Source organism: Neotabrizicola paludis (assembly GCF_044142105.1).
Taxonomy (GTDB): domain Bacteria; phylum Pseudomonadota; class Alphaproteobacteria; order Rhodobacterales; family Rhodobacteraceae; genus Pseudogemmobacter.
In genome coordinates, this window is record NZ_JBGTYM010000002.1 from 92,684 (window position 1) to 114,031 (window position 21,348).

Annotated in this window: 18 protein-coding genes; 15 read left to right on the forward strand and 3 right to left on the reverse strand. The window is 65.9% G+C overall.

Going from position 1 to position 21,348, the window contains the following annotated elements:
* Positions 1-22 precede the first annotated feature (22 nt).
* Positions 23-1,126, reverse strand: coding sequence for a chorismate synthase (gene aroC, locus ACED67_RS05570; RefSeq protein WP_395540581.1), 1,104 nt, complete (start codon positions 1,124-1,126; stop codon positions 23-25).
* A 143-nt stretch (positions 1,127-1,269) separates the two neighbouring features.
* Here aroC and ACED67_RS05575 point away from each other — a divergent pair, with 143 nt between their 5' ends.
* The 13 genes from ACED67_RS05575 (at position 1,270) to ACED67_RS05635 (ending at position 17,207) form a co-directional block, all read left to right on the forward strand.
* On the forward strand, positions 1,270-2,385 hold the full coding sequence (locus tag ACED67_RS05575) for a M14 family metallopeptidase (RefSeq protein WP_395540582.1): 1,116 nt from the start codon (positions 1,270-1,272) through the stop codon (positions 2,383-2,385).
* Positions 2,386-2,435: 50 nt separating this feature from the next.
* Complete coding sequence (locus ACED67_RS05580) at positions 2,436-4,028, forward strand: peptide ABC transporter substrate-binding protein (RefSeq protein ID WP_395540583.1); 1,593 nt, start codon at positions 2,436-2,438, stop codon at positions 4,026-4,028.
* 37 nt (positions 4,029-4,065) lie between these two features.
* Positions 4,066-4,986: an ABC transporter permease gene (locus ACED67_RS05585; protein ID WP_395540584.1), complete on the forward strand. Its 921-nt coding sequence runs from the start codon at positions 4,066-4,068 to the stop codon at positions 4,984-4,986.
* Positions 4,979-5,848: an ABC transporter permease gene (locus ACED67_RS05590; RefSeq protein WP_395540585.1), complete on the forward strand. Its 870-nt coding sequence runs from the start codon at positions 4,979-4,981 to the stop codon at positions 5,846-5,848. Before ACED67_RS05585 ends, ACED67_RS05590 begins: the two co-directional genes overlap by 8 nt.
* Positions 5,823-6,812: an ABC transporter ATP-binding protein gene (locus tag ACED67_RS05595; RefSeq protein WP_395540586.1), complete on the forward strand. Its 990-nt coding sequence runs from the start codon at positions 5,823-5,825 to the stop codon at positions 6,810-6,812. The genes ACED67_RS05590 and ACED67_RS05595 overlap by 26 nt, the downstream gene beginning before the upstream one ends.
* The gene (locus ACED67_RS05600; RefSeq protein ID WP_395540587.1) at positions 6,809-7,774 is read left to right on the forward strand and encodes an ABC transporter ATP-binding protein; all 966 of its coding nucleotides are present in this window, start codon (positions 6,809-6,811) and stop codon (positions 7,772-7,774) included. The genes ACED67_RS05595 and ACED67_RS05600 overlap by 4 nt, the downstream gene beginning before the upstream one ends.
* Before the next feature lie 8 nt (positions 7,775-7,782).
* A complete protein-coding gene (locus ACED67_RS05605; protein WP_395540588.1) occupies positions 7,783-9,588 on the forward strand; it encodes a S9 family peptidase in 1,806 nt (601 codons plus the stop codon).
* The gene (locus ACED67_RS05610; RefSeq protein ID WP_395540589.1) at positions 9,585-11,174 is read left to right on the forward strand and encodes a N,N-dimethylformamidase beta subunit family domain-containing protein; all 1,590 of its coding nucleotides are present in this window, start codon (positions 9,585-9,587) and stop codon (positions 11,172-11,174) included. The genes ACED67_RS05605 and ACED67_RS05610 overlap by 4 nt, the downstream gene beginning before the upstream one ends.
* Positions 11,175-11,250: 76 nt before the next feature.
* The gene (locus ACED67_RS05615) at positions 11,251-12,144 is read left to right on the forward strand and encodes a 2-dehydro-3-deoxygalactonokinase (protein ID WP_395540590.1); all 894 of its coding nucleotides are present in this window, start codon (positions 11,251-11,253) and stop codon (positions 12,142-12,144) included.
* A complete protein-coding gene (locus tag ACED67_RS05620) occupies positions 12,144-12,749 on the forward strand; it encodes a 2-dehydro-3-deoxy-6-phosphogalactonate aldolase (protein WP_395540591.1) in 606 nt (201 codons plus the stop codon). The genes ACED67_RS05615 and ACED67_RS05620 overlap by 1 nt, the downstream gene beginning before the upstream one ends.
* Entirely contained in the window at positions 12,746-13,606 is an 861-nt protein-coding gene (locus ACED67_RS05625) for an SMP-30/gluconolactonase/LRE family protein (protein WP_395540592.1), read from the forward strand. The genes ACED67_RS05620 and ACED67_RS05625 overlap by 4 nt, the downstream gene beginning before the upstream one ends.
* A 109-nt stretch (positions 13,607-13,715) precedes the next feature.
* A complete protein-coding gene (gene malQ / locus ACED67_RS05630) occupies positions 13,716-15,701 on the forward strand; it encodes a 4-alpha-glucanotransferase (protein WP_395540593.1) in 1,986 nt (661 codons plus the stop codon).
* A gap of 249 nt (positions 15,702-15,950) precedes the next feature.
* Positions 15,951-17,207, forward strand: coding sequence for an MFS transporter (locus tag ACED67_RS05635; RefSeq protein ID WP_395540594.1), 1,257 nt, complete (start codon positions 15,951-15,953; stop codon positions 17,205-17,207).
* A 117-nt stretch (positions 17,208-17,324) separates the two neighbouring features.
* Here ACED67_RS05635 and ACED67_RS05640 read toward each other — a convergent pair whose 3' ends face one another.
* Positions 17,325-18,386 carry a DUF4424 family protein gene (locus tag ACED67_RS05640; RefSeq protein WP_395540596.1) on the reverse strand — a complete coding sequence of 354 codons (1,062 nt, stop codon included), beginning with the start codon at positions 18,384-18,386 and terminating at the stop codon, positions 17,325-17,327.
* A gap of 138 nt (positions 18,387-18,524) precedes the next feature.
* Between ACED67_RS05640 and ACED67_RS05645 the strand changes: the two genes are divergently transcribed.
* Entirely contained in the window at positions 18,525-19,697 is a 1,173-nt protein-coding gene (locus ACED67_RS05645) for an MFS transporter (RefSeq protein WP_395540597.1), read from the forward strand.
* An 88-nt stretch (positions 19,698-19,785) separates the two neighbouring features.
* A complete protein-coding gene (locus ACED67_RS05650) occupies positions 19,786-20,808 on the forward strand; it encodes an aspartate-semialdehyde dehydrogenase (protein WP_395540598.1) in 1,023 nt (340 codons plus the stop codon).
* Positions 20,809-20,869: 61 nt separating this feature from the next.
* On the opposite strand, the gene ACED67_RS05655 is transcribed toward ACED67_RS05650, so the two are convergent.
* Positions 20,870-21,295 (reverse strand): VOC family protein, encoded by a 426-nt coding sequence (locus tag ACED67_RS05655; RefSeq protein WP_395540599.1) that lies wholly within the window; start codon positions 21,293-21,295, stop codon positions 20,870-20,872.
* Positions 21,296-21,348: the final 53 nt, after the last annotated feature.

Genomic DNA, 21,348 nt, shown 5'->3' on the forward strand with positions numbered 1-21,348 from the left:
GCCCTTGTCCCACCGTGGGACATCAGCCGATCACGCCCCTTTGCCCGCCGGTCTGGGCGCGGTCCAGGAGCAGGTGGTCCAAGAGGACACAGGCCATCATCGCCTCGCCCACCGGCACGGCGCGGATGCCGACGCAGGGGTCGTGACGGCCCTTGGTCACCACCTCGACCGGCTGGCCGGTCACGTCGACCGAAGCGCGCGGCGTCAGGATCGATGAGGTCGGCTTGACCGCGAAGCGGCAGATCACCGGCTGACCGCTGGAGATGCCGCCCAGAATGCCGCCCGCCTGGTTGGAGCCAAAGCGCAGCCCGCCTTGGCCGTCGGGATGGATCTCGTCGGCATTCTCGGTGCCGCGCAGCGCCGCTGCGGCCATGCCCGCGCCGATCTCGACGCCCTTCACGGCATTGATCGACATCATCGCCGAGGCAAGATCCTGATCCAGCTTGCCATAAAGCGGTGCGCCAAGCCCTGCGGGCACGCCTTCGGCGACAATCTCGATCACCGCGCCGACGGAATCCTGCGCGAGCCGGATTTCGTCCAGATAGCCAGCCCATTCCGCCGCCATGATGGGATCGGGGCACCAGAACGGGTTGCGGCCGATTTCTTCGGCGTCAAAGCGGCTGCGGTCGATGGCTTTCGTCCCGACCTGCACCAGATAGCCGCTGATCTTCAGCCCGGGCATCAGCCGCGCCAGCACCGCCCGCGCCACGCCTCCGGCCGCCACGCGGCTGGCCGTCTCTCGCGCGCTGGAGCGACCGCCACCGCGCGGGTCGCGGGTGCCGTATTTCAGGTGATAGGTCAGGTCGGCATGGCCGGGCCGGAACTGAAGCGCGATGTTGCCATAGTCCTTGGACCGCTGGTCAGTATTCTCGATCTGAAGGGCGATGGGCGTGCCGGTGGTGACGCCTTCGTAAACGCCTGAAAGGATGCGCACCTCATCGGCCTCGCGCCGTTGCGTCACGAATTTCGACTGGCCCGGCTTGCGCTTGTCCAGCCAGGGCTGGATGTCGCCTTCCGCCAGTGCCACGCCGGGCGGGCAGCCATCGACCACGCAGCCAATGGCCGGGCCATGGCTTTCGCCCCAGGTCGTCACGCGGAACAGGTGGCCGAAAGTGTTCAGGCTCATGGCGCTCTCCGAAAGATCGTTGCCCGAATAGGCCCGCCCCGCCGCTGCATCAAGCCTTTTCCGGCCTGTTCCAAGGCCGGTTGCCAGCCGCGCCTCGCCCTGCGCAAGCTCTGGCAGTACACAAACCTCGTAAGGCCCCGACCGTGATCGAAGACCGACAGCCGTTGCCCAGCACCGCCCCCGGAACGACCCGACATCTGACAAGCTATCTGTTCGCGCCCGATACGACCGGCCCGTCGGTCTATCTGCAAGCCGGGCTTCATGCCGATGAAATGCCGGGCGTGCTGATCCTGCAGCATCTGCTGCCACTCCTTGAAGACGCCGAGGCTGCGGGCAGGCTGCACGGGCCGGTGCGGGTGGTGCCATTGGCCAATCCGATCGGCCTGACGCAATGGGCCCATAACAAGCCGATGGGGCGCCATGACGCCGACAGCCTGCGCAACTTCAACCGCTATTATCCCGAGATGGCGGCCCTGATCGGCGACCGGCTGGAAAACCGGCTGACCCAGGACGAGGCCGCGAATGGCGCCGTGATCCGCGCTGCCTTTGCCGAGGCGCTGGAGGAACTGCCGTCGGGCACCGAGGCCGAGGCGCAGCGCATCGCGCTCTTGCGCTGGTCCTTGCAGGCCGACCATGTGCTGGACCTGCACTGCGACCATTGGGCGATGCTGCATCTCTATGCCTCGCCGACCCATCCGCAGACCACAAGCCTTCTGGCGCGCTGCATCGGCGCGGGGCTTGCGCTGATCGAAGCCGTCTCGGGCGGCAACGCCTTTGACGAGGCGCATACGGTACCCTGGCTGCGATTGCGGGACCGGTATGGCGACCGTTTCCCGATTCCGGTTGGGGCGTTTTCCGCAACGCTGGAATATCGCGGCCAATTCGATGTCGATGACGCCACCGCCGCGTGGGATGCGGCCAACCTGATGACCTTCCTTGCCGCCATCGGCGTTGCTGCCGGAGATGCCGGTCCCGCCCATCCCGAACCCGAAACGCTGCCCCTGTCCGGCACGGTCGAGATCCTTGCGCCGCAGGGCGGTGTGGTGACCTGGGCCGTCGCGCCGGGCGCGCGCGTGGCTACAGGCCAGATCATCGGTCACGTCACCGATGCGATGACACGCCAGCGTCTGGCGATGACCAGTCCGATTGACGGCATCCTGTACCGGCAAGAGCTGTGGCGAAGCTGCCTGCGGGGGCAGGTTCTGGCGGATATTGCAGGGAAAGAGCCGGGCCGGTCAGGAAATCTCTTGTCAGACTGAACGCGACGGTCAAAGAATTGCACAAATGAACAAGAACGGGGGAGTCGCAGATGAAACGCCTGATCCTCACCGCCCTGGCCGCGCTGGCATTGACAGCAGCGCTGGCCCCGGCCCCGGCCCGGGCCGACGATACGCTGGATCGCGGCATTGGATCGGAATGGTCGTCGCTTGACCCGCAGGTGAATTTCGACGCGGCGGCGGGCTGGATCCTGATGGACGCCTATGAAGGCCTTGTGACCTTTGGCCCCGGCGGCGCAGTGATGCCCGGCGCGGCCGAAAACTGGGACATGTCCGAGGATGGCAAGACCTACACCTTCCATCTGCGCGACGGGCTGAAATGGTCGAATGGCGATCCGCTGGTGGCGCAGGACTTCGTGAATTCGGTGCTGCGCACGCTGAACCCCGACACGCTGAGCGAGAAGGGCTACTATTTCTACTCGGTTGTGCAGATCAAGGGCGCGGCCGATCTGGCCAACGGTGTCACGAAAGACCCCGCCACGCTGGGCGTCACCGCGCCTGACGACCGCACCGTGGTGATCGAGATGCTGACCCCCGCGCCGCATATTCTTGATATCCTTGGCGCCTTCCAGATTCCGCCGCTGCACACGCCCTCGCTTGAGGCCAATGGCACGGCAGGCTTTACCGATCCGGCCAAGGTCGTTTCGAACGGCGCCTACATGTTCAAGGAGATCGTGCCGCAAAGCCATGTCCTGCTGGAGAAGAACCCGAACTATTGGGATGCGGCAAATGTGAAAATTCCTTTCGTCAAATATCATGTGACCGAGGATGTCGGCACTGAATTCAAGCGCTTCCAGGCGGGCGAGCTGGACGTGACCTATGACATACCGGTCAACATGATCGAGCAGCTCAAGGCTGATATTCCCGATCAGGTCTTCATCGCGCCCTCGACCGAAGTCACCTATTACAGTTTCAATCTCACCCATCCACCGCTGGACAATCTGGATGTGCGCATGGCGCTGTCGCTGGCCATCGACCGTGAGACGCTGCAGGAAAAGATCGTCAAGGGCGGCGCAATCCCGTCTTACTCCTATGCCGGGGGATTCGATCCTTCCTATCAGGGTCCCAAGATGCCCGGGGCCGAACTGACCCAGGCCGAACGCGAGGCCAAGGCGAAGGAACTGTTCGCCAAGGCGGGCTACGGGCCCGACAATCCGCTGAAGCTGACCGTCGTGACCACGGTGGCCGAGGACCGCACGCGTCTGGCCCAGGGCGTGGCGCTGATGTGGAAGAAGGTTCTGGGCGTCGAGACTCAGGTCAACCCGATGGAGCGCAAGGCCTGGCTGGACGAATTCTATGCTGGCGGCTGGGATGTCTTTGCCGACAACCTGGTGGGTGATTTCGCCGGGGCCGAGACGTTCCTTGCCTATATGCGCCCCAGCGCCGAGCCGGGCTACAACTGGGTCAAGCCGGAATACGATGCGCAGATGGACGTGGCGGCGACCAAGCCCGACAAGGAAAGCCGCAATGCCGAACTGGCCAAGGCCGAGAAGATCCTGCTGGATGACATGATCTTTGCGCCCATCGCGGTGGAGCCTTCGCGCATCCTGGTCAGCCCGCATGTGAAGGGCTGGGTGCCTTCGCCCGCGGGTTATTACAACAGCCAGTATCTGAGCCTTGAATGACAGGGCAGGGGGCGGCCGCCGCCGCCCCTGACGCGAGATGATAAGGTTCATTGCGAAACGGCTGTGGGGGGGCGGGCTGACGCTGGTGGCGCTGGTGACGCTGACCTTTTTCGTCATGCGCCTGGCGCCTGGCGGCCCCTTCTCGAAGAATCGCAAGATCAGCCCCGAAGTTCTGGCCAATATCCAGAAAGCTTTCCATCTGGACGAACCCGTCTGGCAGCAGTTTGGCCGCTGGCTCTGGGGGCTGGCGCATCTGGATCTTGGCCCCTCGACTAGGTTTCGCGACTATTCGGTGAACGACATCATCGCCTCGGGCCTGCCCTGGTCGCTGACGATCGGCTTCTGGGCGATCGTGGTGGCAACCCTTGTCGGCATCGCTTTGGGCATTGCCGGCGCGCTGCGCCGCAACGGGGTGACCGATTATCTTGCCGGCACCATCGGCGTTATCGGCATCGCCATTCCGATCTTCGTGATCGGACCGCTGGCCCAGGCCTTTTTCGCGCTCAAGCTGAACTGGGTGCCGGTTGGCGGAATCGCGGGCGGCTGGCACGCCCTGATCCTGCCCATTCTCGTGCTGGCTCTGCCCAACATCGCCTATATCTCGCGTCTGACACGGTCCTCGATGATCGAGGTTCTGCGCGAGAACTATGTCCGCACGGCCCGTGCCAAGGGTCTTGGCACGCGGCGCACCCTGCTGCGGCATGTCCTGAAAGGGGCGCTTCTGCCGGTGATCGCTTATCTCGGTCCTGCCACGGCGGCGATCATCACCGGCTCGATCCTGATCGAGACTATTTTTGCCGTGCCGGGCATCGGGCGGCATTTCGTCGATGCCGCGCTGAACCGCGACTACCCTTTGGTGATGGGCATCACCATCCTTTACGGCGGCCTGGTGATCGTCGCAAACATCGCGACCGATCTTGCGCGCGGCTGGATCGACCCGAGGGTGCGCCATGACTGATGCCGTGACGCCGCGCCACCTCTCGACCTTTCAGCTTCAACTGCGCCGCTTTGCTGCAAACCGGCTGGCCATGGCCTCGGTCGTGATCCTGCTGCTGATCGTGGTGCTGTGTTTCCTTGGCCCCTACGCCTTTCCCTTCACCGGAGAGGACGCGGATTTCGACTACATTTCCGCGCCCATCGACTTCTCCTCGCCACATCTTTTCGGCACCGATGATTTCGGCCGCGACCTTCTGGTGCGGGTGATGGAGGGCGGCCAGGTCTCGCTGACCATCGGTTTTCTGGGGGCACTGACGGCCGGGGTGATCGGCGTGATCTATGGCGCGGTCGCGGGTTATGTCGGAGGTCGCACCGACCGGATCATGATGGCAGCGGTCGAGGTTCTTTATGGCTTTCCCTATGTCATCCTTGTGATCCTGCTAGGCCTTCTGTTCGGCGGCGGCACGATTGCGCTGTTCGCGGCCATCGTCTTCACCCTCTGGCTGACACCGGCCGTGATCGTGCGGGCGCAGGCGCAGTCTTTGGCCCGGCGCGAATTCGTCGAGGCGGCGCGGGCGGGCGGCATGACCGGCGCTGGCATCCTGTTCACGCATATTCTGCCCAACTGCTTTTCGGTCGTCCTTGTCTATGGCAGCCTGCTGGTGCCCGAGGTGATCTTGTCGGAATCCTTCCTGTCCTTTCTGGGCATCGGTATCCGCGAACCACAGGCGAGTTGGGGCAACCTGATCCAGACCGGCACCGCCGCCATGGATACCGATCTGCGCCTGCTTCTGTTGCCGGGAGGGCTGCTGGCGGCGGTGCTTTTCTGCCTGAATTTCATTGCCGACGGGCTGCGCGATGCCTTTGACCCCAATGAGCGATAGCCTGCTTTACCTGCGCGACCTGACGGTCGACTTCCGCCTGCCGGGCGGGATGATGCGGGCGGTGGACCGTGTTTCCTTCAATGTGGCGCCGGGCGAAATACTGGGGATCGTGGGCGAGAGCGGATCGGGCAAGTCGCAGATCCTGTTCTCGCTGATGGGACTTCTGGCGGGGAATGGTCGCGTTTCCGGGCAAGCGCTCTTTCAGGGGCAGGATCTCTTGTCACTGTCTTCGACGGCGCTGGATCGGATGCGGGGCGTCAGCCTGTCGATGATCTTTCAGGATCCGATGACCTCGCTGAATCCCTATATGCGGATAGGGGCGCAACTGGCCGAGGGGCTGGTCGTGCACAAGGGGATGGGCCGGGCCGAAGCGGCGCGGGCCGCCATCGCCATGCTTGACCGCGTGCGCATTCCCGATGCGGCGCGGCGGGCACGGCAATATCCTCATCAGTTCTCTGGCGGAATGCGGCAGCGTGTGATGATCGCCATGGCCCTGCTGGTGCGCCCAGCCCTGCTTTTGGCGGACGAGCCCACCACCGCGCTGGACGTGACGATCCAGGCGCAGGTGCTGGATCTGATCGCCGAACTTGCGCGCGAGGCCGGAACGGCGGTGATCCTGGTCACCCATGACCTGGGCGTGGTGGCGCGGCTTTGTGACCGGATGATCGTTCTGTACGGCGGCAGGGTGATGGAGCAGGGCCCCTGCGAGACAGTCTTCGCCGCCCCCGCGCATCCCTATGCCTCCGCCCTGCTGGCAGCGACACCGCGCCTGACCGATGCGCTGACGCCGCGGCTGGGCACCATTCCGGGCACGCCGCGATCCGGCGGGACCATGCTGCCCGGCTGCCCCTTCGCCCCGCGCTGCACGGTCAAGATTGCCGCCTGCGAAACCGAACAGCCGCCGCTGCACCCGCTTGCCCCGGGGCACGATGCCGCCTGCCATCTGATCGGGGCCGCGCCATGAGCCTGTTGCAGGTGGAACATCTGGATGTCGGCTATCGCATCCCCGCCTCCGGCCTTTTTGCCGCTGCGCAGGTTCTGCCCATCGTGCATGACGTGTCGTTCACGCTGGAAGCAGGCCGCACGCTGGGCATTGTCGGCGAATCCGGCTGCGGCAAATCCACGCTCGGGCGGGCGCTGATCCGCCTGATCGAGCCGACCGGCGGCCGGGTGCTGTGGCAGGGCGAAGATATGGCCGCGATGCGGCCCGAGGCGCTGCGCAAACGGCGATCCGAATTCCAGATCATCTTTCAGGACCCGCTCGCCGCCCTTGACCCGCGCATGACGCTGGGCCGCATCGTCACGCGCCCGCTTGCCACGTTCGAACCCGGCCTGTCGCGCGCTGCGCTGCGCGACCGCGCGGTCGAGGCGTTGGCCCTGGTCGGCCTTTCGGCCGATTTCGCCGACCGCTACCCGCACGAACTTTCGGGCGGGCAGGCGCAGCGCGTAGGCATTGCGCGCGCGATCATCGCCAAGCCGAAGCTGATCGTCTGCGACGAGCCGGTCTCGGCGCTTGACGTGTCGATCCAGGCGCAGGTGGTGAACCTGCTGATGGATTTGCAAGACAGGCTGGGGCTGGCGCTGGTCTTCATCTCGCACAACCTTTCGGTCGTGCGGCATATCAGCCATGACATCATGGTCATGTGCCTGGGGCGGGTGATGGAACAAGCCCCGCGCTCCGCGTTCTATGCTGCGCCGCGGCACCCCTATTCGCTGGCGCTCATGCAAGCTGTGCCGGAACCCGATCCCCCGCGCGAACGGGGCCGCATCGGCCAGTCGTTGCAGGGAGAACTGCCCTCTGTCACTGCGCCGCCCCCCGGTTGCGTCTTGGCCAGCCGATGCCCGCAGGTGCAGGCGATCTGCCACAGCACAAGACCATTGCTGCGCCGCGAAGACGCCCGTGCTGCGGCCTGTCATTTCGTATAGGAAAGCCGATGTCCGATCTTGCCCGCGCCTGGGCCGCCCTACCGCAAATCACTAATGTCCATGCCTCGGGCGACGGGCGCTGGGCCTTCTGGTGCTGGGCCGGACCAAGCGAGACCGATGAGGTCTGGTGCGTGCCGACCGACGGATCGGCGCCGCCGGAACGGCTGACCCGGGGCATCGACCACTTCCTGATCCGTGATGTCTCGCAAGACGGGCAGCGGCTGATCCTCGCCCAATCCAGGAATGCCTGCGAGCGCGATCACCTGCTTCTGCTGGACCGCGCCGATGGAAACAGCCTGCGCGCGCTGACGCCGCCGCAACAGACGCATTACGTCTATGGGGGTGTCCTGTCGGAAGATGCTTCGACGCTCTATTTCGTCGCCAATTACGATTATGCGGCGGGCCAAGTCACGGCGGGCGGCTGGGTCTGGCGGATGGACATTGCTTCCGGCGCATTGACCTGCCTTGCCAGATGTGATGCCCCCTTCACCCATGGCGTGAGGCTGTCGCCGGATGGAACGACGCTGCTCTGGCCCCGCAACCTGCGCGCACCGGGCGGCACGCAGTTCTGGCTCTTGGATACCGATGGCGGCGGGTTGCGCGAGGTGCTGGCCTTTGGCGAGGCGGGGGCGCTGGTGGGCGACTGGCTGTCGGACGGCACGATCGCCTTTGTCGCCGATATCGGGGACCGCGATATCCTCGGGTGGCTCGACCCCGTCACGGGCACCGCGACCGAGATCGCGGGCGAGCCGGATTTCCTGCCCTTCGACGTTGTTCCCGGCGCGCAAGGCTGTTTCGCCGCCGTTCATCATGCCCGCCCCGCCACCGTGGCCTCGATCTGGACAGGAGGCGCCCTGGCGCCCTTGCCAAACCTTTCGGGCCGCCGTTCGCTCTTGCCCCATGCCGGCCTGCCCGATGGCGGCTGGCTGGCCGAGGCCTATGACGCCTCAGCCCCGCATCAGCTGGTTCGCATTCACTCCGATGGCCGTTGCGTGACGCTGGCCCAGGCTGCGCCAGACCCGGTCCGCCACCACAGCGCCCCGCAGGATTTTCGCTGGACCGCGCCGGATGGCGAGGCGGTGCAGGGTTGGCTGTACCGTCCGGCAGGCGTGCCGAAAGGCCTGATCGCCTATGTGCATGGCGGGCCGACCTGGCATTCCGAGGATTGGGTGAACCCGAAGATCGGCTACTGGGTGCAGCAAGGCTATGCCGTGCTCGACCCCAATTATCGCGGCTCCACCGGCTTTGGCCGGCGCTGGCGCGAGAAGGTCAAGGAAGATGGCTGGGGCGGTCGCGAGCAAGCCGATATCCGCGCCGGGATCGAAGCCGCGCTGGCCAGCGGCATTCCTGGGCCGGTGGCGGTGGTGGGCAACTCCTATGGTGGGTTCTCAAGCTGGTTTCAGGCCATCCGCCACACGGATCTGGTCATGGCGGCGATCCCGATGTGCGGCATGTACAAGCTGGACATCGACTATGCCGAGACTGGCATGCCCTGGGGCCAAAGCTATTCCGAAGAGATGATGGGCGGCAGCCCGCAGGACTTTCCCGAGAAATATGCCAATGCCAGCCCCGGCAATTTCCTGTCCGGCCTGCGCGGCCATATTCTTGTGGTGCATGGTCTGGCCGACACCAATGTCGGCCCGGAAAACACCCATGTCGCGATCCGCGAGATGGCGGCGCATCAGATCCCGCACCAAGCGCTTCTCTTCGCGGATGAGGGCCATGGCGTCTTTCGCCGGGCGAATGTCGAGACCTATCTCGACGCTACCTCCGCCTTCCTTACGGACAGCTTTGCCAAGGGCTTTCGCCGATGAGCCTGAAAGGATTTTTCGTAACTGCGCCGCATGACGATGACGATCCGGTCACCGGGCATTTCTACGAGATGGCCTCGGCCGACCCGAACCGTCCGCAGGTCTGGGCCTATACGGATGCGGTATCCTATGCGCCGGGCGACAGGTTGGCGCTTCATGCCATGTCCAGCGCTCCGCGCGCCCATTTGCAGATCGCGCGCGACGGCATTTCGCCGCACGTGGTTCTTTCAACCGAGATCGGCCTGAGTTTCGAGACGACGCCTGAGGAGTGTTCGGTTTCCGGCTGCAACTGGCCTGAACGGTTTGCCCTCATAATCCCGCAGGATTGGGCCAGCGGCGTCTATACGGTGACGCTGTCTGTGCCCGGCCATGACAGCCAGCACATGTTCGTTCTGCGCGCCGCGCGCCCCGCAGCGAAAATCTGCATGATCCTCGCGACGGGAACGTGGTGTGCCTATAACGACTGGGGCGGTTCGAACCATTATCAGGGTCTGACCGGCCCGAATGGCGCCGATTTTGCCCCGAATGTCAGCGTGCTGCGCCCCTGGGCCACGGGTTTCGTGCGCTGGCCTGCGGATGCGCCTCGCATCCCCTATGCCTCGCCACTGCTGGCGAAACCGCGCTATCCGCATATGGAATATGCGCGTTCGAGAACCATTTCTAAAAAATATGCGTCCTCTGGCTGGGCGGCGTTCGAACGGCCCTTCGCCCTGTGGTGCGAGGCGCAGGGGATCGCGCTGGATTTTGCGACGCAGCATGACCTGCATCGCGATCCGCATCTGCTGGACGGCTATGACCGCGCGCTGATCGTCGGCCATGACGAATACTGGACCTGGGAGATGCGCGACCATCTGGACGCCTGGCTTGACGCAGGCGGGGAGCTTGCGCGCTTTGCCGGGAATTTCTTCTGGCAGACGCGGCTGTCGCCCGATCTGCGGACCCAGACCTGCTACAAGACCCGCGCACGGGCGGAGGACCCGGTCCGGGACAGCGACCCCGCGCGCCTCTCGACCTATTGGGATTATCCCGGTGCCGCCCGTCCTGCCGCCGCGACTATGGGTCTGACCGGGGCGATGGGCGTCTATGCCGGGTGGAGCCGCTGCGCCGCCCATGGCGCGGGCGGGTTCACCATCTACCGGCCCGACCACTGGTGCCTGCACGAAACGGGCCTCGGCTATGGCGATGTGCTGGGGGCGCAATCGAGGATTTTTGGCTATGAGGTCGACGGCATCGACTATACCATGACCCATGGCCTGCCCTTCGCGGCCGAAGGTACGGGGCTTCAGGGCGCGTTGATCATCATCGGCCTGTCGCCCGCCACCACGCTGGCCCATTCCGCCGGGCGGCAGGATCGCGACACGTTCATCGGAACGCTGGATGCGGAAGAGGTGGCGGAATGGGTCTATGGCGAACTGACGCCAGAAACATTCGGCCGCGCCAGCCGGGGCAATGGCTGTATGGCAGAGTATCGCCGCGGCAAGGGGGCTGTGTTCAACGCGGGCAGTTGCGAATGGGTGGCGGGCCTGATCGCGCGCGAGCGCCCGGTCGAGGCGGTGACCCGCCGGGTGCTGACCGGCCGCTGGGGATGACAGGCCCGCCCTGTGCTCTGCCGCTTGACGGCGCGAGCGCGATCGCCCAAGCCTAACGGAGACGGGAAGAGGAAACATGCAGCCAGATTGGATCGCTGCCGACTGGGGCACCTCGAATTTGCGCGTCTATGCGATGTCGGCGCAGGGCCGTGTTCTGGCCGAGGCGGTGTCGGAAGACGGTATGGGTCGCCTGGTGCCAGAGCAGTTCGAACCGGCGCTGTTGCGCCTGATCGGCGCCTGGCTGGGCGAGGGCGTGCTGCCGATCTATGCCTGCGGCATGGTGGGCGCACGGCAGGGCTGGGTCGAGGCGCGCTATCGCACCGTGCCCTGCCCGCCGTTGGACGTGGGCGCGTTGACGCGCGTGCCTGTGCAGGACAAGCGGCTGCGGGTCTTTATCGCGCCCGGTCTGTCCCAGGCCAAGCCCGCCGATGTGATGCGGGGCGAGGAAACCCAGATCGCGGGGGCCTTGGCGCAGGGCGGCGGAGATGGCGTTTATTGCCTGCCGGGCACCCATTCCAAATGGGCGCATGTCAGCGCGGGCGAGGTGGTCAGCTTCCAGACCTTCATGACGGGCGAGATGTTCGCGCTTCTCGCGAAGCAATCGGTCCTGCGGCATGGTTTGGCGGGTGCCGAGGGCGAGGTGCCCGAGGCCTTTGATGCCGCCGTGTCGGAAGCCCTGTCGCGGCCCGAGCGGCTGGCGGCGCGGCTTTTCACGCTGCGGGCCGAAGGTCTGTTGGAAGGTTTGGGCGCGGCGGCGGCGCGGTCGCGGCTTTCGGGCCTTCTGATCGGGGCCGAACTGGCCGCAGCGAAACCCTATTGGCTGGGCCAGCCGGTCACCCTGATCGGTTCGGCCGGCCTGTCTGCCGCCTATGCCCGCGCGCTTGCAGCGCAGGGCGTGTCGGCGAAACTGCTGGATGTGGCGTCCTGCACGCTGGCCGGTCTGTCCACCCTGATCGCTCCGAGGCCCTGATGACCCACCGCCCCCTCATCGCCATCCTGCGCGGCCTGACCCCGCCCGAGGCCGTTCCCGTGGCCGAGGCGCTGATCGAGGCCGGGATCACCCGGATCGAAGTGCCGTTGAATTCTCCCCACCCGATGACCTCGATCGCTGCCATGTCGGGCGCCTTCGGCAGCCATGCGCAGATCGGCGCGGGAACGGTGCTGACGGTCAAGGATGTGGCCGAGGTGGCCGATGCGGGCGGTCGGCTGGTCGTTTCGCCCAATATGGACGCCGAGGTCATCGCGGCGACGCGGGCGCGCGGGATGGAAAGCTGGCCGGGGGTGATGACCCCGACCGAGTGTTTCGCGGCGCTGAAGGCCGGGGCGACGGGTCTGAAGCTGTTTCCCGGCAGCCTGATCGGGGCCGAGGGCCTCAAGGCAATTCGCGCCGTTCTGCCCAAGGGCTGTCTGGTCTATGCCGTCGGCGGGGCAGGGCCGTCGAATTTCGCCGCCTGGATGGCGGCGGGGGCGGACGGGTTCGGCATCGGCACCGCGCTTTACGCGCCGGGCCTTTCGGCTGCCGAGGTCGGCACCCGCGCCCGCGCCATCGTAACCGCATGGGAGGAGGCACGATGATCTTCGATGCCCGCATCAGCGAATTGGGCGAGGGGCCGCTGTGGCAGGCCGAGCGGCAGATGCTGTGGTGGTTCGACATCCTGAACGGACGGCTGCATGGCCAAGGCGGGGATGGCAGCCTTACCTTTGACTTTCCCGAGATGGTTTCCGCCATGGGGCTGGTCAATCGCGACATCGCGGTGATCGCCGGGGAAAGCGGGCTGTGGCGGGTGAACCTGAACAATGGCGCGCACCGGCTGTTCGCGCGGATCGAGGCAGGTCAGCCCGAAACGCGCTCGAACGATGGCAGGGCCGATCGCCAGGGCGGGTTCTGGTGGGGCACGATGGGAATGCGCGGCGGCGAGGATACCGGCAAGGGGGCGATCTGGCGCTGGTACCGGGGTGAGACACGCAGGCTGTTCGCGGGCGTGACCATTCCCAATGCGATCTGCTTTTCCCTTGACGGCACGCAGGCCTATTTCGCTGATACCGCGACGAAGAAGGTGATGCGTGTGGGGCTGGATGCCGATGGCTGGCCCCATGGCACGCCGGTGACCTTCCTTGACTTGCGGGCCGAGGGGCTGGAGCCGGACGGGGCGGTGATCGACGCGCAGGGCAATATGTGGCTGGCGCAATGGGGGGCGTCACGCGTGGCCTGCTATGCGCCCGACGGGCGCTTCCTGTCCGCCCTGCCGGTGGGCGCGCCGCAATCTTCCTGTCCGGCCTTCGGCGGGCCGGACCTGACCACGCTCTATGTCACGACCGCCCGCGCTGGCATGACGCCCGAGGCGCTGGCGGCCTGCCCCGATGCGGGCAAGGTTTTTGCGCTGGAAGCCGCCGGGCAGGGGGTGGCCGAGGCCATGGTGCGGCTCGACTGACACAGGAGGCGCGCGGGCCAGCCCCGCGATTGCTGCGGCGCAATGATGGCGTTGCCGCAGATGCAGCGGCTGGTTATCGTCGCGGGAAATCCCAGGGACGAGGGCGACCGTGACCGAGATCCAGACGCTTGCGCAGTCTCTTGGACTTTCGCTGGGCTGGCGCGATCTCTCGGGAACCGAATTCACGATCCCGGATGAGCGGCTGGCGCAGATATCCGGGGCGCTAGGCTATGAAGCTGCGGATGCCGTCGCGATCCGGCGCAGTCTGGCGCGGGTGGTGGCCGAGGCGGCGCGGGCGCCGAAACTGATCACCGGCGAGGCCGGGCAGCCGCTGCCCCTGCCTGCAAGCCTGCTGGGCGCGGGCAGCAGTGCCGAGCTTACGGGCGAGGATGGCGGGACGCTGCGGCTGGATATCGAGGCGGGGTGTCTGCCGGGCGTCGCGGCTCCGGGATATTACCGGCTGGTGATCGACGGGGCGGAATGCACGCTGGCCGTCGCCCCGCCGCGCTTTGTCGGCTTTGACCATTTCGGACCGGGCAAGTTCTGGGGGCCGTCGGTCCAGATCCCGGCCCTACGCACGGCGCGAAGCAGCGCATTTGGCGATTTCGGCGCACTGGCCGAGACGGTCGAGCTTTTCGCGGCGCGCGGTGCGGATGCGGTGATGATCAACCCGGTCCATGCGCTGTTCCCGGGCTGGGGGCAGGGGTTCAGCCCCTATTCGCCCTCAAGCCGGACCTTCTTCAACGCCGCCATGGGCGATCCGGCGCTGCTGGGCCTGCCGTCTCTGCCCGAGCGGGCGGGCGGTGGGCTGATCGACTGGCCCGATGCGATGCCCGGGCGGCAGGCCGATCTGCGCGCGGTCTTTGCCGGGCTGTCGCCGGATTTGCGCCAGCGGATCAGGGAGGAAAACGCCGCCGAGGGGCCGGCCCTGATGCGCCATGCGCTGTATGATGCGCTGGACAGCCGGTTCAGGCCGCAGGGGGCGGATGGCTGGCAGATGTGGCCCGCCGCGTTTCACGAGCCCGACGGCGCAGCGGCGCAGGCTTTCGCGCAAGAGAGTGCCGCAGAGATCGAGTTTCACCTGTTCGCCCAATGGCTTTCGCGCGCGGGGCTGGCGGCGGTTCAGGCGCGGGCCAAGGCGGCGGGCATGAAGATCGGCCTTGTCGCCGATTTGGCGGTGGGGGTGCATACCGGCGGATCGGACAGCTGGGCGATGCGCGAGGCGCTGTTGCAGGGCCTGACCATAGGCGCGCCGCCCGATCCTTTGGGGCCCTTAGGCCAGAACTGGATGCTGACCTCCTATTCGCCGCAGGGTCTGCGCGAGACGGGCTTTGCGCCCTTCATCGCCATGCTGCGGGCGGCGCTGTCGCGGGCGGGGGGCTTGCGGATTGACCATGCTTTCGGCCTGGCGCGGCTTTGGGTGGTGCCTGACGGGCATCCATCGCGCGACGGGGCCTATCTGGACTATCCTTTCGATGACCTGATCCGGCTTTGCGCGCTGGAAAGCTGGCGGGCGGGGGCGATGGTCGTGGCCGAGGATCTGGGCACCAAGCCGCATGGGTTTTCCGAGGCGATCACCGCGCGGGGCATGCCGGGGATGCGGGTGCTGTGGTTCGAGCGGGCGCAGGATCACGGCTTCATCGGGCCGCAGGATTACCCGGCCGAAAGCCTGGCGATGACCGGGACGCATGACACGGCGACGGTGGCGGGCTGGTGGTCGGGGCGCGATCTGGACTGGGCCGATGCGCTGGGCCGCCTGCCGCCTGGAACGGACCGGGCGGGAGAAGAGGCCCGCCGGGCCTGGGACCGGGGGCTGTTATGGTCGACCTTCGGGATGCCCGATCCGCGCCCGGCGCCGGAAGACAGCGCCCCGGTCGTAAAGGCGGCGCTGTCGCATATCGGACGGACCGGGTCGCGGCTGGCGCTGGTACCGATGGAGGACCTGCTGGCCCTGCCCGAGCAGCCGAACCTGCCGGGCACGATCGAAGAGCATCCGAACTGGCGGCGCAGGCTGGAGGCGCCGCTGGCCGAGCTGCTGGCCGACCCGGCCACGCAGGACCGCATCGCCACGCTGGACGGCGCGCGGAAGGGCTGAGCCAGGGCGCGGCCCGTCCTTGCAGGCGCCCCGGACAGCCGGTGTCCCACGATGGGACATCCGGGTCGTGCCATGAGAATCAAAGGCTTGGCCCTGCGGGGTTCACTATTCGTTTACCAACGCACGCCAGATCCTTGCGGGGCCGATCCTGTTGCGCCCCGCGGCGGCGCAATTGTCTTCATCACAATTCTGCATTTGACCCTGCCGCGCAGCAGCGTCAGGTTCCGCGGCATCATGGAGTGAAACGTCATGTCCGCTGTCCTACCGCAAACCAAGGCCCCTTTGATCACGCCGGTGCTGATTGCGGGATCGGTGATCCTGATGATCGGCTTTGCGATCCGGGCCTCGTTCGGGGTGTTCCAGATCCCCGTGGCGCAGGAATTTGGCTGGGCGCGCAGCGAGTTCTCGCTGGCCATCGCGATCCAGAACCTGGCCTGGGGCATCGGTCAGCCCCTATTCGGCGCGGTGGCGGAACGGTTCGGCGACCGGCGCGCGATCATCGCCGGCGCGATCCTTTATGCGCTGGGTCTGGTGCTGTCGGCCTATGCTTTCGAGCCCTGGCAGCATCAGACATTGGCGATCCTGGTGGGCTTCGGCATCGCGGGCACCGGGTTCGGCGTGATCCTGGCGATTGTCGGCCGGGCAGCGGCGCCGGAACATCGCTCGATGGCGTTGGGGATCGGCACGGCGGCGGGGTCGGCGGGGCAGGTTTTCGGGGCGCCGACGGCAGAGTTCCTGCTGCAATTCTACACCTGGCATACGGTCTTCCTGATCTTCGCCGTGGTGATCCTGCTGACGCTTTTCGCGCTGCCCTTCATCCGCTCGCCCCATGTGGCCAGCCGGGCGGAACTGGAAGAGACCCTGGGCACGGTTCTGGTGCGGGCCTTCAAGGACCCATCTTTCACCCTGATTTTCCTTGGCTTTTTCTCTTGCGGCTATCAGCTGGCCTTCATCACCGCGCATTTTCCGGCCTTTGTGACCGAGCTGTGCGGCGCGCCTGCCCCGAACGGGCTGCTGGCGGCGATCGGGATCACCACCTCTTCGGCGCTGGGCGCGGTGTCGATTGCGGTGATCGGGCTGTTCAACATCGTCGGCACGATCACGGCGGGCTGGCTGGGCAAAAAGTACACCAAGAAATACCTGCTGGCGGCGATCTATGTCGGGCGGACGCTGGCCGCTGGCATCTTCATCATGCTGCCGATCACGCCGACATCGGTGCTGGTCTTCTCGGCGGTGATGGGCAGCCTGTGGCTGGCCACGGTGCCGCTGACGAGCGGGCTGGTCGCCCATATCTACGGGCTGCGCTATATGGGTACGCTCTATGGCTTCGTGTTCCTGAGCCACCAGATCGGCGGCTTCCTGGGCGTCTGGCTGGGCGGCAAGATGTATGACCTGAACGGATCCTATACGCTGGTCTGGTGGATCGGGGTGGGCGTGGGCGCGTTTTCGGCGCTGGTGCATCTGCCGATCCGCGAGCGGGTGATGCCGGTGCCGCAACCTGCCTGAAAAGGCTGGATTTTCGGGGTCTTGCGAAGGTCTTCCAAACGTCTTCCGAACGTCTTCCGCCTTATCTTGCGATAAGGCGGCTGGCGCTGGCGGACGGACCCATCGCGGGATCGCGGCCTATTGGTCGGTCAGCGGCTGGACCACCAGAATTTCGAGGTCACGTTCGGGGGTGTAGTTGGTCTTTTCGATCACGAAGGTCGTCGGGCCGGTCTTTTTCACCCCGTCGGCGCAGAGCGAGATGACGTTTTCCGCTTGGCCCTTGTCGAGCGTCAGGCGGAATTTGCCGATCGGCCCGGCCCAGGAATTGGCGGTGCGCAGGACATAGGAGATGTTCAGCGCAGTGCCGTAATTGCCGAACTCTTCGCCATCGGGCCGTTCCAGCGCCTTGACGATGGCCTTGGCGGTGCCCTGGTCGATGCAATACTGGTCGACGAGATAGTCCTGATAGTCTTCCGGCGGGTTGGAGAAATAGAAGAGGCCGCCGGAAGGGCGGTTTTCATATTCGTGATGGACGCGCAGAGTGGCCCCGGCGGGGAAGGTCTGGGTCCAGTGATAGCGGTAGACGATGGACCAGAGCGGATAGCCTTCGGGCGGGACGCCCTGTGCCGGGTCGCCTTCGTAATACTCGGCGATGCCCGCGGCCTTGGCGGCGGCCTGATCGGCGGGGGAAAGCGCGAGAAGGGCGGCGCTGACCGTCTGGTAATCCAGCGTCAGCGGCAGGCCGAAACGGGTGAGATCGGCGGTCACGTCGCGACCGGGCGTGTCATATTGTTCGTTGAGGGGTCGGCCCTCTTGCCATTCCGGTTCGATCACGGCGATGCGGTCGATCTGTACCGCGACGGGCTGGCCATCGACCGTGGCCGAGAAGTTCACCAGATTGTCGCGCGTCGGGTCTTCGGGGAGGTTCCACATCGATTCCAGCATGGACCAGACTCCGATGGGCGGCAGGGGGAAGATGACCTCGCCGGTGACGTCCTGCTGCGTGAGGTTTCGGAAGGTGTAATCGACGGTGATGCGGTCGGGGCTGATGAAAAGGTCTTCCTCTTCCATGGCGATGGCGGAGGTCTGGCCGAAGGTCAGGCCGGTGGCGGAAAGGCCGCCCCAGCCGTCATTGGCCAGAGCGGGAAGGGCAAGGGCGAGAAAGGCGCAAAGCGGCGCGGAAATGCGGGCGGGGTGCATGAAATCCTCCGGGCTGAAATCCGGACTATCTGACGCAAGCGGCGCTGCGCGCGCAAGAGCGATGCCGCGCAGCAAAGCAGACCTTGCGGGCGGCCCAGGGGCCTGTCACAACGGCCCGCCGCCGAAGGAGAAACCGTGATGCGCCTTGGCATTGCCTGTCTGGTCCTGAGCTATGTGCTGTCGCAATTCTATCGCGCCTTCCTGGCGGTGCTGACGCCGGTGCTGGAAGCCGATCTGGGCATGACGAAGGTCGATCTCGCCTCGGCCTCGGGCCTGTGGTTCCTGGCCTTCGCGCTGATGCAATTGCCGGTGGGCGCGGCGCTGGACCGGTTCGGCCCGCGCAGCACGACGGCGGCCTGTCTTATGGTGGGCGCGCTGGGGGCGCTGCTGTTCGCCTCGGCCGGATCGCCGGACGGGATCAAGCTGGCCATGGCGCTGATCGGGGTCGGCTGTTCGCCGGTGCTGATGGCGAGCTATTACATCTTCGCGCGCGAGTTTTCGGCGACGGCCTTCGCGACGCTGGCGGCGGCGACGATCGGGATCGGATCGCTGGGCAATATCGCGGCCTCGCTGCCGCTGACCGCGGCGGTCGAGGCCTTTGGCTGGCGAGAGACTGTCTTCGGCCTGGCCGCGATCACGGCAGCGGTCGGGGTGGCGGTTTTCGCGCTGGTGCGCGATCCGGCGCGGGTCGCGGCCGGGCAGGGCGGATCGGTGCTGTCGCTGCTGCGCATTCCGCAGCTTTGGCCGATCTTTGCCATGATGTTCGTCTGCTATGCCCCGGCGGCGGGGCTGCGCGGGTTGTGGCTGGGGCCGTATTTCACCGATGTCTGGGGCTATTCGCGGGCCGAGATCGGCCAGGCCGGGCTGTGGATGGGGCTGGCGATGGTGGCGGGCAGTTTCGCCTATGGGCCGCTGGACCGCTGGTTCGGCACGCTGAAATGGGTGATCTTCATCGGCAATCTGCTGATGTGCGTCTGCGTCGCGGGGCTGGCGCTCTGGGCCGGGCAGTCGCCCGGGCTGGCGCTGGCGCTGCTGGTGGGGGTGGGCTTCTTCGGCGCGACCTTCCCGCTGGTCGTGGCCCATGCCAAGGCCTTCTTTCCGCCCCATCTGATCGGGCGGGGGGTGACGCTGGTGAACCTGTTCGGCATCGCCTCGGCCGGGATCGCGCAAGAGGCGACCGGGCGCATCCATGCGGCCACGGTGGTGGCGGGCCATGCGGCGGCGCCCTTCCAGGCGGTCTTCGCCTTCTTTGCCGTGGCGGTGGCGCTGGGGCTGGTGATCTATCTTATGTCACAGGACCGCCGCGCCTGAGGCGCGGGGCCAGTTCGCCCTTCCCCCCGTGCCGCCTTTGCGCTAAGGGGCCGCGTCCCCATGCCGGGGACGTTTTTGGAGAACCCCGATGGGCTATAAGGTCGTCGTCGCGGGTGCCACGGGTAACGTGGGCCGCGAAATGCTGAACATCCTCGCCGAGCGCGAGTTCCCGGTCGATGAGATCGTCGCGCTGGCGTCGCGAAAATCTCTGGGCACTGAAGTCAGCTTTGGCGACACTACCCTGAAAACCAAGGATCTCGCGACTTTCGATTTCACCGGCTGGGACATCGCGCTGTTCGCGGTGGGCAGCGGCCCGACCAAGGAATATGCGCCCAAGGCGGCCGCGGCGGGCTGCATCGTGATCGATAACTCTTCCTTGTATCGCTACGACCCCGAGATCCCGCTGATCGTGCCGGAAGTGAATGCCGATGCGATCATGGGCTATAAGAACAAGAACATCATCGCCAACCCCAATTGCTCGACCGCGCAGATGGTGGTGGCGCTGAAGCCGCTGCATGACCGGGCCAAGATCACCCGCGTTGTGGTGTCGACCTATCAGTCGGTGTCGGGCGCGGGCAAGGAAGGCATGGACGAGCTGTGGGAGCAGACCAAGGCGGTCTACAACCCCACCGCCGAAGTGCCGCCGTCGAAGTTCTCCAAGCAGATCGCCTTCAACGTGATTCCGCATATCGACGTCTTCCTGGACTCGGGCGAGACCAAGGAAGAATGGAAGATGGTCGCCGAGACCAAGAAGATCCTTGATCCCAAGATCAAGGTGACGGCGACCTGCGTGCGGGTGCCGGTCTTCGTCGGCCATTCGGAAGCGATCAATATCGAGACCGAAGAGTTCCTGGACTGGCAGGAAGCGCAGGACATCCTGCGCGAAGCGCCGGGGATCATGCTGGTCGACAAGCGCGAGGCCGGCGGCTACATCACGCCGATCGAATGTGTGGGCGAGTTTGCCACCTATGTCAGCCGGGTGCGGCAGGATTCGACCGTGGAGAACGGGCTCAACCTGTGGTGCGTCAGTGACAACCTGCGCAAGGGCGCTGCGTTGAACGCGGTGCAGATCGCCGAGCTGCTGGGCCAACGGGTTCTGAAAAAGGGCTGATCGGCCCTGAGATTCTGGCAAAGGCCCCGGTTCCGATCGGGGCCTTTGTCATGTCTGGCGGTCACGCGGGCAGGGCGGCGCTGGCATAGGACGGGGCGAAGCTGTCATCCGGCGCGATCGGGGTGATCAGGTCGATCAGCAGGCCGTTCGGGTCGCGCAGGATGATATGGCGCTGGCCGAAGGCTTCGTCCCGCAGGGGTTTCGCCACCGGCACGCCTTCGGCGATCAGGCGCGCCGCCTGGGCATCCACATCGGCGACCTCGAAATTCAGGATCAGGCCGCGCGTCGGGCCGCGGCCCTCGGTCGGGATCGTCTCATGGTCATGGCGCAGGATCGCGAGGTTCACACCGGGATCGGAGACCTGCTGGAGATGGACATACCAGTCGTTCTCGAACAGCGGCTGAAAGCCGAAATGGCGGCAATAGAAGGCGGCGGTGCCCGCGACATCGGCGGTCTGGATCACCGGGTAATATTGGGTGGTCTGCATGGCATCCTCGCTGGCTTGTTTTTACATACAATGTGCATGTATCATTGAGAGGA

Excerpts from the sequence above, each read along its gene's own strand:
- ACED67_RS05610 (WP_395540589.1), top strand. The coding sequence starts at position 9,585 with ATGAGCCTGAAAGGATTTTTCGTAACTGCGCCGCATGACGATGACGAT.
- aroC (WP_395540581.1), bottom strand. The coding sequence starts at position 1,126 with ATGAGCCTGAACACTTTCGGCCACCTGTTCCGCGTGACGACCTGGGGC.
- ACED67_RS05615 (WP_395540590.1), top strand. The coding sequence starts at position 11,251 with ATGCAGCCAGATTGGATCGCTGCCGACTGGGGCACCTCGAATTTGCGC.
- ACED67_RS05635 (WP_395540594.1), top strand. The coding sequence starts at position 15,951 with ATGTCCGCTGTCCTACCGCAAACCAAGGCCCCTTTGATCACGCCGGTG.
- ACED67_RS05625 (WP_395540592.1), top strand. The coding sequence starts at position 12,746 with ATGATCTTCGATGCCCGCATCAGCGAATTGGGCGAGGGGCCGCTGTGG.
- ACED67_RS05650 (WP_395540598.1), top strand. The coding sequence starts at position 19,786 with ATGGGCTATAAGGTCGTCGTCGCGGGTGCCACGGGTAACGTGGGCCGC.
- ACED67_RS05645 (WP_395540597.1), top strand. The coding sequence starts at position 18,525 with ATGCGCCTTGGCATTGCCTGTCTGGTCCTGAGCTATGTGCTGTCGCAA.
- ACED67_RS05605 (WP_395540588.1), top strand. The coding sequence starts at position 7,783 with ATGTCCGATCTTGCCCGCGCCTGGGCCGCCCTACCGCAAATCACTAAT.
- ACED67_RS05640 (WP_395540596.1), bottom strand. The coding sequence starts at position 18,386 with ATGCACCCCGCCCGCATTTCCGCGCCGCTTTGCGCCTTTCTCGCCCTT.
- ACED67_RS05655 (WP_395540599.1), bottom strand. The coding sequence starts at position 21,295 with ATGCAGACCACCCAATATTACCCGGTGATCCAGACCGCCGATGTCGCG.
- ACED67_RS05600 (WP_395540587.1), top strand. The coding sequence starts at position 6,809 with ATGAGCCTGTTGCAGGTGGAACATCTGGATGTCGGCTATCGCATCCCC.
- ACED67_RS05590 (WP_395540585.1), top strand. The coding sequence starts at position 4,979 with ATGACTGATGCCGTGACGCCGCGCCACCTCTCGACCTTTCAGCTTCAA.
- ACED67_RS05595 (WP_395540586.1), top strand. The coding sequence starts at position 5,823 with ATGCCTTTGACCCCAATGAGCGATAGCCTGCTTTACCTGCGCGACCTG.
- ACED67_RS05580 (WP_395540583.1), top strand. The coding sequence starts at position 2,436 with ATGAAACGCCTGATCCTCACCGCCCTGGCCGCGCTGGCATTGACAGCA.
- ACED67_RS05620 (WP_395540591.1), top strand. The coding sequence starts at position 12,144 with ATGACCCACCGCCCCCTCATCGCCATCCTGCGCGGCCTGACCCCGCCC.
- ACED67_RS05585 (WP_395540584.1), top strand. The coding sequence starts at position 4,066 with ATGATAAGGTTCATTGCGAAACGGCTGTGGGGGGGCGGGCTGACGCTG.